At 74.7% G+C, this 13,672-nt stretch carries 8 protein-coding genes; all 8 read right to left on the reverse strand.

From position 1 onward, the window contains the following. Positions 1–31 precede the first annotated feature (31 nt). Entirely contained in the window at positions 32–1,537 is a 1,506-nt protein-coding gene (locus tag ACWDR0_RS08265) for an MFS transporter (protein ID WP_456350850.1), read from the reverse strand. Beyond that, a complete protein-coding gene (locus ACWDR0_RS08270) occupies positions 1,534–1,974 on the reverse strand; it encodes a hypothetical protein (protein ID WP_456350851.1) in 441 nt (146 codons plus the stop codon). Before ACWDR0_RS08270 ends, ACWDR0_RS08265 begins: the two co-directional genes overlap by 4 nt. A 65-nt stretch (positions 1,975–2,039) precedes the next feature. Next, a complete protein-coding gene (locus ACWDR0_RS08275) occupies positions 2,040–3,377 on the reverse strand; it encodes a glutamate synthase-related protein (RefSeq protein ID WP_456350852.1) in 1,338 nt (445 codons plus the stop codon). Then, entirely contained in the window at positions 3,374–4,372 is a 999-nt protein-coding gene (locus ACWDR0_RS08280) for an asparagine synthetase A (protein WP_456350853.1), read from the reverse strand. Before ACWDR0_RS08280 ends, ACWDR0_RS08275 begins: the two co-directional genes overlap by 4 nt. A gap of 34 nt (positions 4,373–4,406) precedes the next feature. Next, positions 4,407–5,795: a methylaspartate mutase gene (locus ACWDR0_RS08285; protein ID WP_456350854.1), complete on the reverse strand. Its 1,389-nt coding sequence runs from the start codon at positions 5,793–5,795 to the stop codon at positions 4,407–4,409. Beyond that, positions 5,792–6,226: a cobalamin-dependent protein gene (locus ACWDR0_RS08290; RefSeq protein WP_456350861.1), complete on the reverse strand. Its 435-nt coding sequence runs from the start codon at positions 6,224–6,226 to the stop codon at positions 5,792–5,794. Before ACWDR0_RS08290 ends, ACWDR0_RS08285 begins: the two co-directional genes overlap by 4 nt. 249 nt (positions 6,227–6,475) lie before the next feature. Then, positions 6,476–6,691, reverse strand: coding sequence for an MbtH family protein (locus ACWDR0_RS08295; RefSeq protein ID WP_456350855.1), 216 nt, complete (start codon positions 6,689–6,691; stop codon positions 6,476–6,478). Continuing rightward, positions 6,688–12,618: an amino acid adenylation domain-containing protein gene (locus tag ACWDR0_RS08300; protein WP_456350856.1), complete on the reverse strand. Its 5,931-nt coding sequence runs from the start codon at positions 12,616–12,618 to the stop codon at positions 6,688–6,690. Before ACWDR0_RS08300 ends, ACWDR0_RS08295 begins: the two co-directional genes overlap by 4 nt. Positions 12,619–13,672: the final 1,054 nt, after the last annotated feature.

The raw sequence follows: 13,672 nt of genomic DNA on the forward strand, positions 1-13,672 counted from the left end.
ATTCGCCCGCGTCGCAGGGCGCGGGCGCGGATCAGGTGGGAAGGGGGACGGGTTCGCCGGCCGGGTGCGGTGCTCCTCCGGGCGGCAGCTCGCGGCCGGCGGCGTCCGCCGGGACCCCGGCCGGTACCGGGGCAGTGGTTACCGGGCGTCCGGATCCGGCCCCCGGAGGAACGCCGTCGCGGCCGTCGTGGTCGGAGGCCGGTACGGGTGGTACGGGTGGTACGGCGAGAGCCTCCGAGGAGTCCTTCACCGAAGGCGCCGGTCCCGGAGACCCGGTGCCGTCCCCGCCCGCCCCGGGTTCGCCGGGGTCCGCGGCCGGCGGGCGTGACCGCAGCGCGAGAATCGCCGTGACCGGTGAGACGGCCGCGATCGCCCCGCACAGCAGCCAGGTCCGCTCCACCCCGAGCACCAGCGACAACGAGCTGAACAGGGCGATCGACAGCGGCGCGGCACCGATTCCGGCGAGGGCGAGGGTCGACATCGCCGCCCCCATCCGGCCCTCCGGCGCCGCCTGCTGATACAGCGTGACGATCGCCGGGCCGTTGAGACCCGACAGCAGGCCGACAGCCGCGGCCACCGCGGTCAGCGACCCCGGCGAGCCCATCAGCGCCATCAGCGTGATGCCGGCCGCAAGGCCCGCGCTGGTCACCACCAGCCGGAAGAACACCGGAATGCGGTGCGCGAACGCCGCGCCCAGCGCGCTGGAGGCCAGCGCGCCGAGGCTGAACGCCGCGAGCACCATGGCCACCGCCCCGACGCCCCAGCCCCGCTGATGGACGAGCAGCGGCAGGGCCACCTCGACCGGCCAGCTGAACGCCATGTCCAGGCAGAGGGAGGTGATGAACATCCAGCGCAGCCGGGGGTACCGGGCCAGCAGCCGGAAGCCGTCGCCGGAGCGCCGCAGCAGCGACCGGCCGCCCGCCTGCCGGGCGGGCCGGGTGAAGCCCCGGGTGATGAACAGCAGACAGCCCAGCCAGACCACTCCGGTCGCGGCGGCGGCCAGCATCGCCACCCACAGCTCGCCCACGGTGATCAGCCAGGCCCCCACGGGGGCGCCGAGCACGGGCGCGACCCGGAGCACCATCGAGTATGCCGAGTTGGCGCGGGCGAGCTGGTCGCCGCGGGCGAACGAGGGCAGCAGCATCCCGGACGCCGGACTGGCCAGCCCCAGCAGAATGCCCTCCAGCAGGGCGATCACCACCAGGGGCCACAGGGTGTGGGTGGTGGCGGTGACCACGGCACCGACGGCGAGCAGGCCGGCGCGGGCGGAGGTGGTACGCAGCAGGACGAACCGGGGCCCGAGGACATCGGCCGTGGCCCCGCCGAAGACGAGCATCAGGGCCCGCGGCACGGTCGCGGCCAGCATCAGCAGGGTGACCGCCTTGGCGCCGCCGAGCTGTACGGCCGTCCAGTTCATCGCGATCAGCAGGGCGAAGCTGCCGAGCTGCACCGCGGCCTGTCCGCCGACGAGCGCGCCGACCCGGCCCCAGGGCACTGCGGCGGACTCCGCGGGCGGGTCCGTCTCGGTCACGGTCATGGTGCGGTCCTCCGGTTGGTGGCTGATGGGGGAAAGGCGGCGGTGACGGCACGGACGGCGGCCCGCTCGGCGGCCCCGGCGGGCGGCGCGGGACCGGCGGGCGCGCCGAGCACCAGCAGCTCCAGAAGGCCGCCGACATGGGCCCGTCCGGTGTGTGCGAGCCGCCGCGCGGCGGCCCGTCCGGCGGCCCGGGCCGTGGCGGCCGGGGTCTTCGGCACCACGGTCAGCACGGGCAGCGAAGCGTCGGGCAGGAACCGGGCCCGTACCGTACGGCGCTGCCCGGCCGACCGGGGCCGCGCCCCGCGGCTGCCGGAAGCGGGACCGTCCCGCCGCGCGGGCCTGCGGGTGCCGCCGGGCGGCGGCCGCCGTACCGTGATGTCCGCCGCGGATCCCCGCCCCGGCCCGGCCGGTCCGCCGTCCCGGGCGGAGCGGCCCACCGGCGGCGGAGTCCGCGACGGTCCCGTACTCCCGGACCCGGCGCCCGGATCGTGCCCCGGCGGGATCACGGCCGCCCACCCCCCGCCGCCGCGGCGGGCACGGGCCGGTCCGCCGCCGGCGGCGGCCACAGGTCCGCCCGGGTCAGGTCCCCGGGCCGGTACTGGCCCAGGGCGTGGAGGAGCAGCCTCAACTCCAGGGCGAGGGCCTCCACCAGCCGTTCCAGACCGTGTTCCCGGTCCTCGTCCACGGCCAGCAGCGCGGCCCGGCCCAGACCGACGGCCGTGGCGCCGAGCGCCAGGGCCCGGACCGCCCGGCCGCCCTCCCACATCCGGCCGGAGGCCAGCAGGCTCGCCCCCTCGGGCCGGTCGACCAGGCCGAGGCAGTCGGCCAGCGGCAGCCCCACACCGTCCAGGAAGACCCGGGGCGCCCAGCCCGTACCGCCCTCGGCGCCGTCCACGGTCACCGCGTCCGCCCCGGCGGCCCAGGCCGTCGCCGCCGCCGTGCCGATGTCCCGGCCCGGGTGGAACTTCACCCACACCCCGGCGAGCGGGAAGTTGTTCCGCATGAAGCGGATCTGCTGGCGGAGGATCTCCTCGGTGAACGTTCCCGGGGTGGCACAGCGCAGCCGGGAACCGTCCGGGCCCAGCTCCGCGCCGAGCGTGAACAGCCCCGCGGCGGAGAGCCGTTCGGCTTCCGCGGCGCCGACCACCGTCATTCCGCCGAGACCGGGTTTGGCGCCCTGACCGGTCTTCAGCTCGAAGCCGAGCCGGCCCGAGTCCCTCAGCTCCCGTACCGCCGGATCGCTGTAGAGGAGGTTCCACACCTCCGAGTCGGCGTCCTCGGTGGACTGCTGCACCACCACGCCGCCGGGGCCGTCGCCCACCGCTTCCGCATAGGCTTCGATCCGGGCGAGGAGCACCGAGCGGTAGCCGTGGACGGGCACGGTGTTCTCCCCGACGACCATGGGCATCCCGAGCCGCGCCGCCTGGCGGGCCGCCGCCACCGCGAGATCACCGCTGCCGGCCCGGGTCGACCCGAACGCCGAGAGGTACACCGGCAGCGCGGAGTCGAAACCGCCGATCACGGAGCGCAGTTCGACGTCGTCGTGGCCGGGTTCCCGGCCCAGGGCGATGAGCTTCTCCAGCCGCCGGGGCATGAACACCGGCGGCGCGGGACGCAGTGCGTCCAGCGCGTCCGGCGGCCCGCCGCCCCGGGGCGCGTCCGCCGGCCGCACCCCGCCGGATCCCGGGGCCGGAGCATCCGGTCCGCCCGCGGCCCCCGCGCCGAACAGGCCCGTCCCGTACTCCCCGGACGGCGGGAAGACCTCCGCGGCGCCGTGCCGGGCCCGGGCCCGTACCGCCTCCTCGGGAAAACCGGCCGCCGTCACCGTGCCCGTACTCACGGCGTCATCACCCCCGGCAGCTTCGGATAGGCGCTGACCTGCCACAGGGCGTCCAGCCCGGTCAGGAAGCGGACCAGCCGCTGGAGTCCCATGCCGAAGCCCGCGCTGGGGGAGAGTCCGCGGCGCGCCACGTCCAGATACCAGGCGTACTTCGCCGGGTTCTCGCCGCTCTCCCGCATCCGGGTGACGATCGTCGCGTAGTCGGCCTCGCGCTCGCTGCCGCTGACCAGTTCGCCGTAGCCGCCGTGCGCGATGAGGTCGAAGTTCCGCAGCACACCGGGGCGTTCCGGGTCCTCCCGGTCGTAGAAGCCGCGGGAGCCCTTCGGATAGTCGTCGACGAAGAACGGGTGCCCGGCGTCCAGCGACAGGATCCGCTCCGCCTCCCAGTCGATCTCCGCGTCCGGGCTCTGCGCATGACCGAGGGCCGCCAGCCGGGCTACCGCCTCCTCGTGGGTGCAGCGGTCGAACTTCCCGGCCCGCAGCTCGGCGAAGTCGGCCTCGTCGCGGCCGAGTTCCCGCAGCACGCCGGGCACGGCGGTCCAGACGTGCTCCACCACCCGGGTCAGCAGCCCGGCGGCGACCGCCTGCGCGTCCGCGCGGCTCGCGCCCGCGATCTCCACGTCGATCTGGTGGAACTCCACCAGATGGCGGCCCGTTCCGGCGGTCTCCGGCGGCTCCACCCGGATGTTCGGGGCGATGTAGAACAGCCGCGGGAAGCCCTGAAGCGACGCCTGCTTGTAGAGGATCGCGCTGGTCATCAGCTTGTACTTCTGCCCGTAGTAGTCGACGTCGAGGGCCTTCGCGCCCCGGCCGCCGGGGTCGGTGACCGGGCCGATCAGCGGGGGCAGCAGTTCGGTGAAGCCCTCGCCGCGCAGGAACTCGCGCGCCGCGTACAGCGCCTCCTGCTGGACGAGCATCGCGGACCGCAGCCTCGGCGAAGCCAGATGGTCACCGAGCGGCGGAAGGACGGGGGCGGATGCGCGGGCGGGTTCCATGACGGTCGACTCCAGACGATCGGTGGCGGGGGGTTCAGGAAGGCGAGGGGGCGGCGGAGAGGATCCGGCCGCCCGGTGCCGGGATGTCGTAACGGGTCGCGACGCCGTACAGCGCGGCCAGCAGCCCGTCGGAGGTCAGCGGGGTACGGGCACCGTCCGGTGCCGTGCCGGGCGGTACCGGCATGCCGCCGGTCTCCGCCCACCGCAGCCGCCCGGCGGAGTCCAGAAAACTGCGGCTGCGGCCCGCGTTGTCGGGGTGCAGGCAGTACGGCACGTCCAGTACGCCCCGGGCAAAGGCGGTCCGCAGCGCCCGCCCGAGGTCGTCGCCGAGGTCGAGGACGGCCTCCACGAAGGCCCGTGCCTCGCGGTAGACGGCGCTGTCGCCGTCCTCGGCCCCGGCAGGGTCGGGGACGGCCCGGGCCCGGGGCCGGGCGCGCGTGGCGAGATCCGCGGCCGCCGCGGCGGTCTCCAGCGCCCGCAGGTTCTCCCGTACCGTCGGAATCCGGTGCGCCTCCGCGGCCGTCTTCACGATCAGCCGCTGGGCGCCGGCCCGTACCGCGAGCCGTGCGGAGGCCTCCAGCAGCAGGGTCGCGCCGCGTTCGGTCCGCGGATACACCCCCATATAGGTGTAGAGGACCACATGCCGGTCGGTGTCCGGCGGCAGGAACTCCGCGGCCAGCCGGTTCAGGGCCCGGACGGCTTCGGCGTCCTGGGCGGGGTCGGTCTGCTGGGCGTAGCTGAGGGAGACGCTGCGGATGCCGTGACGGGTGAAGAAGAGGCCCTCCAGCAGACTGAGCGCCACCAGCAGCCCGGGCGGGCAGAGCTGGCCGAGCATGCAGCCGCCGAAGCTCTCCAGGTGCGGCAGGTCCGGGGCGGGCACCAGCTCCGTGAGGAGTTCGCAGGCCCGCGCCCAGTTCTCCACCGAATCGGCGAGCGGGGTGCGCCCGTAGGGCAGGCAGTACGAGACGGGGCCGCCCTCGGTCGCGTGCAGACCGGCCGCGGCGAGCGCCCGGACAATGGCCCCGGGCCGGGACGAACCGTGCCGCACCTGCACCGGGAACGCCGGACCCGCGATGCCGTCGAGCACGGCCCGGGTCCGCTCGGCGGAGTGGGCGGTGATCGGATAGCCGTTGAGCCGGGCGCCCTCGGCGACGGCGGCCCGGGCCCCGGCATGATCGCCGACCCGGGTGTAGCTGTCGATGGTGAGCGTGCCGACGGTGACCGCCGCGGCGGACCGGGTGACGGCCAGTCCCGTGCGCATCCGGGCAGGGTCGGAGAATCCCATCCGCGGCTGGACCACGAGCCGGCCGGCCCGGGCGGCCCGGGCGACGAACCCGCCGAACGACTCCGCGGCCCCCGGGTCCCGGCCGCCGCCGTTCCTGCGGCCCTCCGGGGCGGTGAGGAGCGTGCCGCCGGGTCTCATGCCACGGCCCGGGGAACCACGGGCAGAGCCGGCCGGGCGGTGGCGGCGAGGTCCGCCGCGAACGCCCGCAGCGCTTCCACGTCCCCGTCGTCGAAGACCGCGTCGCAGCCCGCCTCCAGCAGCAGCGCCCGCTGCACCGGATCGGTCCGGCCCGCGACACCGAGCTTGCCCCCCACAACCACCGGCACGCCCAGCCCGGCGGAGCGCAGGGACCGGACGGCGGAGAGCGCGTCACGGTAGCCGTGACCGTTGACGCTGCTGATGACGACCAGCTCGGGCGCCGACTCCGTGCACGCCGCCAGGAGCAGTTCGTCGGGCACACACGGCCCCAGGCACCTCACCCGGTGGCCGCGCTCCTCCAGGAAGAGCCGGAGGTAGACCAGATTCCAGGTGTGGGAATCCGATGCGGTACCGGTCAGCAGTATCGTCAAACTCCGTCGTCGCATGCCGAAAATATAGGGACGATACGGTTCGGGAAGGGGAAGTTGCAGGCGGCAGAATAGGCGCAGAAAGAGAACGCCGGAAGGGAACGACGAAATCGGGTCGGCGAGGTCGCGAGAAGAGCGGAGGAGGCGCCCGAAATATCGGGTTGCATTCGCCTGGGCATGCGGAAGGGCCGCGGTCCGGAGTGTGTCCGGACCGCGGCCGGCGGTCTTGGGGAAAAGGTGGGCGGAGCCCGGTCAGGCGTACTGGGCAAGCAGGCTCTTCGGCCGGATGTCGGTCCAGTTGGCCTCCACGTACTTCAGCGCCCCGTCCCTCGGGCCCGGCCCCCAAACCCCGTCCCAGCCTGCGGGGATGTCCGCGAAGACCGGCCACAGGGCGTGCTGCCCCTCGTCGTTGACCACCACGTGGAAGATGCCCTCGGGGTCGTCGAAAGGGTTGGTGGAGTTCGTCATGACAGGCTCCTCAAAGCGTCGGAAAGGATAAGGCCGATTTTTTCCAGGGGTTCGGGCTCGCCCATCCTGGTGTGGATGACCCCGATGGTGTGCTGTTCGACGGTGCCGTCGACATAGGGAATCCAGGATTGTGAAAGAGTGCTCTCGGGGGCGCCCTCTCCCCGGGCCGCGAAGAACAGCATCCGTGTCTTCACCGGGCGGGGCGCATAGATTTTCACGATTTCCGCATGGTCGATGGAGGCGTCGATCACCGAACGGATCTCGTCGTCGGAGAAGGCGCCCAGGACCGGATCGGTCTCCCGGACCAGCCCGATCAGCCCCTCGACGTCGAAGGGGGCGTCGTCGGGCACGTCGGTCGCGTCGCCGACCAGCATCTCCCGCTTCTCCGCCGGGGTCATCCGGCGCCGTACGGGTTCGGTCGGCTGCAGATGGACGTCCATCATCGCCAGCAGCTCGGTCTCCTCGCCCTGCTCCGCCAGCATCACCGCCAGCGCATGGGCCAGGGTGCCGCCGAACGACCAGCCGAGGAAGCGGTACGGGCCCTGCGGCTGGATCCGCCGGATGTGCTCCAGATACTCGCGGGCCATCTCCTCGACCGACTCCGGATGGTGCCCCGGCTCCGCCAGGACCCTGGCCTGGATCGCGTACAGCGGCTGGTCCGGGCCCAGATGCCGGGCCAGCCCCACATACGTCCAGCCGACCCCGGTGCCGGGGTGCAGCGCGAACAGCGGACGCCGGGTGCCGCCGGGCTGGAGCGGCAGCAGGACGCCCATCGGGTCGAAGCCCGACGGTTCGTCCGCGAGCAGCCCCGCGACCGTCGGCGTGCGGAACAGGTCCCGGACGCCCAGCTCCAGGCCGAGCGCGGTCCGCGTCCGGCTCACCAGCTTCACCCCGAGCAGCGAATGGCCGCCGAGGGCGAAGAAACTGTCGTCGATGCCGACACCCGTCACCCCGAGGACGTCCTCGAACAGCCCGCAGAGGATCTCCTCGCGCGGTGTTCGCGGCGGCCGCCCCGAGGGGGTGGCGGCCGGAGCGGGCGCGGGCAGCGCCCCGCGGTCCGGTTTGCCGTTCACGGTCAGCGGGATGTCGTCCAGCAGCATCAGTGCCGACGGCACCATGTGCTCCGGGAGTTCGGCGGCCGCCCAGCGCAGCAGCCCCTGCTCCGTCGGGGTCCGCCCGGCGCGCGGCACCGCGTAGGCCACCAGCCGTTTGCCGCCCGGCCCGTCGTCGACGACGACCACCGCGGCCCGGCCGACGTCGGGATGCCGCGCCAGCGTCTCCTCGATCTCACCGGGCTCGATCCGGAAGCCGCGGAGCTTGACCTGGCCGTCCGCCCGGCCCAGGAAGCGCAGTTCGCCGCCTGCCGTCCAGTGCACGAGATCGCCCGTACGGTACATCCGGCCGCCGTCGCCGGCGAACGGGTCGGCCACGAACCGCTCCGCCGTCAGCCCGGGCCGGCCCAGATAGCCGCGGGCCACCTGGGTGCCCGCCAGATACATCTCCCCGGGGACCCCCACCGGAACCGGCCGCAGCGCCTCGTCCAGGACGTACACCCGGGTGTTGTCCAGCGCGGCGCCGAGGAACACGCCCGGCAGCACCCGGCACTCCGTGTCCAGCCGCTGGTGGTGCGAGGCGAACGTGGTCTCGGTGGGGCCGTAGCTGTGCACCAGGACCGTGTCCGGGCAGTGGTCCAGCACCCGCTGGAGGGCGGCCGGGGACGCCACGTCCCCGCCGGTCCACACCTCGTCGAGCAGCTTCAGGGTGTCCAGCCCCTCGTCGGCCATGATGTGGAACAGGCCCATGGTGAAGTAGGCGGCGGTCACCCCGTGGGCGCGGATCGTCTCGTCCAGCTCCGCGAGGTCCGTCCCCGACCCGGGCGCGAACACCAGCTCCCCGCCGTTCAGCAGCGGCACCCACAGCTCGTACGTCGAGGCGTCGAAGCCGATCGCCGAATGCACCAGCATCCGCCGGTGGTTGCGGTGGTCCCAGCAGCGGTCGGTGATCAGCTCCACCACATTGCGGTGGGTGACCCCGACGCCCTTCGGCCGGCCGGTGGAGCCCGAGGTGAACATCACGTACATCAGGGCGTCCTCGCCGACCGCCACCCGCGGATCGGTGCTCCGGGCACCCGGTACCGGGGTGTCCGCCGACAGCACCCGGACGCCCGCGGCGACCTGCCGCGCGACCGGTTCGGCGGCGGCGTACGCCTCCTCGGTGACGAGCACGCTCGCCCCGCTGTCCTCCATGATCATGGCGATCCGGGTGTCCGGCAGCCGCGGGTCCAGCGGTACGTACGCGGCCCCGCACTTCAGCGCGGCCAGCGCCGCCACCAGCAGGTGCGGCGTACGGTCCAGCAGCAGCCCGACCGCGCCGTGCGGCGCCGTCCCCGCGCCGATCAGCCGGTGGGCCAGCGCGTTCGCCCGCCGGTTCAGCTCCGCGAAGGTGAGGGCCTCGTCCCCGTACCGGACCGCGACCGCCAGCGGAGTACGGCGGACCTGCTCCTCGAACCGCTCGTGCACCAGCCCCGGCAGCGAACGGGGCACCGCCGTCGCGTTGTACTCCACCAGCAGCCGCCGGGACTCGTCCGCCGACAGCAGCGGCACCTCCCCGATCCGGGTGTCCGGCGCCCCGGCCACCACCCGCAGCAGCCGTGCCGTATGGGCGGCCAGCTGCGCGGCGGTGTCCGCGTCGAAGAGGTCCAGTGCGTACTCCAGGACGCCCTCCAGACCCGCCGGGGCCCCGGCGGCGTCCCGGGTCTCGCGCAGCGCCAGCGTCAGGTCGAACTTGGTGAAACCCGAGGCGGCGGGCAGCGGGGTGCCGGACAGCGGCGAATCCGCCACGGACACCGGCTCCGCCGGATGCACCTGCACCATCACCTGCACCAGCGGATGGTGGGCCGCCGACCGCACCGGGTTCAGCTCCTCCACCACCAGGTCGAACGGGAGCTGCTGGTGCGCGAAGGCCGCGAGGTCCGTCTCCCGGACCCGGTCCAGCAGCTCCCCGAAGGAGGGGTTGCCGCCCGTGTCGGTCCGCAGCACCAGCGTATTGACGAAGAAGCCGACCAACTCGTCCAGCGCCTGGTCGTCCCGGCCCGCGACCACCGTGCCCAGCGGCAGGTCGGTGCCCGCCCCGTGCCGGGTCAGCACCGCCGCCAGCGCCGCCTGGGCCACCATCAGCAGGGTCGCGCCGTGCGCCAGGGCCAGCCGTTCCAGGGCGGCGTGGACGGCTGCGTCCAGGGCCGGGACGGGGGCCGCCGAGCCCCGGTGCGTGGCCTCCGCGGGCCGGGTCCGCGCCGGGACGAGTTCGAGGACGGGCGGTGCTCCCGCCAGCCGCTCCCGCCAGTACGCCGGCTGCTCCGCCGCCGCCGGACCCGCCAGCAGCTCCCGCTCCCAGAGGGTGTAGTCGGCGTACTGCACCGGCAGCGGATCCCACCCGGGGGCCGCCCCGCCGAGCCGGGCCGTGTACGCGGTGGCGAGATCGGCCAGCAGCGGACCCGAGGACCAGCCGTCCGCGGCGATGTGGTGCACCAGCAGAACGAGGATCTGCCCGCCGCCGGTCTCCAGCAGCCGGGCGCGGAACGGGATCTCGGCGGCCAGGTCGAAGACGTGCCCGGCGGCCGCGTCGACGGCGGCCTCCTCCTCCCCGGGGCCGGTCCGCACCACCTCCAGCACCGGCCGGACCGATTCCAGCACCTCCTGGTAGGGCTCCCCGTCGTCGGCCCGGTAGACCGTACGCAGCACCTCGTGCCGCGCGGCGGTGTCGGCGAGCGCGTCGGCCAGGACCGCGGGATCCAGCGGCCGGTCCAGCCGCAGGACGAACGGGATGTTGTACGAGCGCCCCGCGCCCTCCAGCTGGCCGGTGAACCAGAGCCTGCGCTGGGCGTACGACAGCGGCAGCCGCCGGGGACGTCCGGCGGCGGGCACCGGGGCCAGGACCGGCCGGGCGGCGGTCTCCCGTGCCCCGGCGGTCCCCGGCCCGGCGGCGCCGCCGGCGGCGATCCGGGCGGCCAGCCGGGCCGGGGTGGGCGCCAGGAACAGGTCCCGCAGCCGCAGCTCCACGCCCAGCAGCGACCGCACCCGGTTCACCAGCCGTACGCCCGCCATCGAATGGCCGCCGACGGCGAAGAAGTTGTCGTCCGGGCCCACCGGCCCGCGCCGGGTGATCTCGGCGAACACCCGCTGGAGCGCGGCCACCGTCTCCGGGTCCGCGGCGGCCCCGTCCGCGGCCGCCTCCGGGGCGGCCCCGGTCCTGGCGGGCCGGGCGGCCAGGAACTCCCGCTCGGCCGCCGACAGCAGCCCGCCCGGCTCCACCGCAGCGTCCCCGCCCCCGGCGAACCGGGCCAGGGCGCGTACGTACACATCGAGCAGCAGCCGGGCCGTGGGCTCGTCGAACAGGTCCTCGGCATAGGTCCACCACAGCTCCAGACCGCTATGCCCCGGCCCGGCGACACAGGTGACCGCGAGGTCGAACTTCGCCGCGTCCAGCCCCGGCTCCTCGTACCGGCCGCGCAGCACGGAACCGATCCGCACCTCCGCCGCCTCCGGGCCCGCCGCCTCCTGCACCGCAAGGGTCACCTGGAACAGCGGGTTCGCCCCCGGCGCCCGGCGCGGGTTGAGCAGCTCCACCAGCCGGTCGAACGGCAGCTCCTGATGCGCATAGGCGCCGAGCGCCGCGTCCCGGGCCCGGGCCACCAGCTCCCGGGGACCCGCCGGTCCGGCGACATCGGCCCGCAGCACCAGGGAGTTCACGAAGAAGCCGACCAACTCGTCCAGGGCCTCGTCCGAACGCCCCGCGACCGGCGTGCCGACCGCCGCGTCCGGCCCGGCACCGCAGGCGTCGAGCGCCGTACCGAGCGCGGCCCGCGCCACCATCAGCAGACTGGCGTCCGCCCCGGCGGCCAGCTCCGCCAGCCCGGCGTGCGCCGAGGCGTCCAGCCGGGCCCGCAGGGTCCGCGCCCGGCCGCTCGGCACGGCCGGCCGCGGCCGGTCGGCGGGCAGGTCGAGCAGCGGCGGCAGCCCGTCGAGCGCCTCCCGCCAGTAGGCGGCGAGCGCCGTATCGTCCGCCAGCAGCTCCCGCTGCCAGAGCGTGTAGTCGGCGTACTGGACCGGCAGCGGCTCCCAGCCGGGCCCGGTCCCCGCGCGCCGCGCGTCGTAGGCCGTCCCCAGATCCCGCAGCAGCGGGCCCACCGACCAGCCGTCGGCGGCGATGTGATGAGCGAGCAGCACCAGGACGGCGGAACCGTCCCCCGGCACGAACAGCGCCGTCCGCAGAGGCAGTTCCCGCTCCGGGTCGAAGGTCCCCGCGGTGAAACGGGCCACTTCGCGGGCCGTCTCCTCCGGCGGGCACTCGACCACCGTGAACTCGGGGCACGGCCGGTCCAGCACCTGCTGACGGGGCTCCCCGGCGGCATCGGCCGGATGCAGCGTACGCAGCGCCTCGTGCCGCTCCAGCACATCGCCGAGCGCGGCCTCCAGCGCGGTACGGTCCGGCACCGTGTCCAGCCGGACCACCAGCGGCAGGTTGTACGTCGCCGAGGGGCCCTCAAGCCGGTTGATGAGCCAGAGCCTGCGCTGGGCGTACGACAGCGGCACCGGCTCCTCGTCCGCCGGGACGTCCCCGAGGTCCACGGTCGCCCCCGCGGAGAGCGCGGGCAGCAGCTCCCGCAGCCCCTCGGCCGCGTCGCCCCCGTTCCGCAGCCCGGCGAGCGCCTCGACCACCCGGTCGAACCGCGACACTTCGCTCCCGGCCCCCGGGCCGGGCGTTCCGTCGGAGCGCAGCGCCACCGCGAGGGCGAGCCGGCCGTACGTCATCCGGCGCTCGCCGTCCACGAGCGCCGTGCGCTCCGGTTCCCTGGCGGCCTGGCGATCGAATCCGCCGAGGGGTCCGGCCCCCGGAGCGGCAGAGGCAGTGGGAGCGGTCGAGGGCATCGCGTGGCCTCCAGGAGAAGGGTGGGGCGGGATCCGCATCGGGACCTCCACGCTAGGGGCCGCGGGCCCCGTCGGCGGGCAGCTCCCGGGGCAGCTCCCCCCGCCCCTGCTGCCGCCCCCAACTGCCGCTCACCCGTCGCCGGGGCTGCCGGGTGACCACCCGTGTGCCATGCGCCGTTGTCGTCCGGCCGCGCGCCGGAGTGTGGCTTGTCGCGCAGTTCCCCGCGCCCCTGGCTGCTTCTCCCGAGCCCCTTGCCACAGTCCGCTCACTGCGGGACCGGCCCACCCCCGAGGGGCCCGCCGCCGGGGATTGCCCGTGTGCCATGTGCTGTTGTCGTTCGGCCGTGTGCCGGGGTGTGGCTTGTGGCGCAGTTCCCCGCGCCCCTGGGTGCTTCTCCCGAGCCCCTTGCGGCAGTCTGCTCACTGCGGGACCGGCCCACCCCCGAGGGGCCCGCCGCCGGGGATTGCCCGTGTGCCATGTGCTGTTGTCGTCCGGCCGCGTGCCGGAGTGTGGCTTGTGGCGCAGTTCCCCGCGCCCCTGGGTGCTTGTTCTGGTGGTCCTTGAGAGGACTGGGTCCCTCGGGTACGGGGTCGGTTTGCAGGGACCGGGCTGTCGCAAGGGGCTGGGGGCAGGCAACCAGGGGCGCGGGGAACTGCGCGCTCAGCCCCACTCGGCGCGCGGCCGAGGGACAACGGTGTTCGGCACATCGGTAGTCCCCCGGTGAGGGACCGGGCCCCTGGGTGCTTCTCCTGGCCGTCCTTGAGAGGACCGAGTTCCTCGGGTACGGGTCGGGTTTTGTAGGGAGCGGGCTGTCGCAAGGGGCCGGGGAGAGGCAACCAGGGGCGCGGGGAACTGCGCGCTCAGCCCCACTCGGCGCGCGGCCGAGGGACAACGGTGTTCGGCACATCGGTAGTCCCCCGGTGAGGGACCGGGCCCCTGGGTGCTTCTCCTGGCCGTCCTTGAGAGGACCGAGTTCCTCGGGTACGGGTCGGGTTTTGTAGGGAGCGGGCTGTCGCAAGGGGCCGGGGAGAGGCAACCAGGGGCGCGGGGAAC

Source organism: Streptomyces sp. NPDC003691, assembly GCF_053981115.1.

Coding starts and splice junctions, on each gene's coding strand:
- ACWDR0_RS08265 (WP_456350850.1), bottom strand. CDS start 1,537: ATGACCGTGACCGAGACGGACCCGCCCGCGGAGTCCGCCGCAGTGCCC.
- ACWDR0_RS08280 (WP_456350853.1), bottom strand. CDS start 4,372: ATGGAACCCGCCCGCGCATCCGCCCCCGTCCTTCCGCCGCTCGGTGAC.
- ACWDR0_RS08295 (WP_456350855.1), bottom strand. CDS start 6,691: ATGACGAACTCCACCAACCCTTTCGACGACCCCGAGGGCATCTTCCAC.
- ACWDR0_RS08300 (WP_456350856.1), bottom strand. CDS start 12,618: ATGCCCTCGACCGCTCCCACTGCCTCTGCCGCTCCGGGGGCCGGACCC.
- ACWDR0_RS08285 (WP_456350854.1), bottom strand. CDS start 5,795: ATGAGACCCGGCGGCACGCTCCTCACCGCCCCGGAGGGCCGCAGGAAC.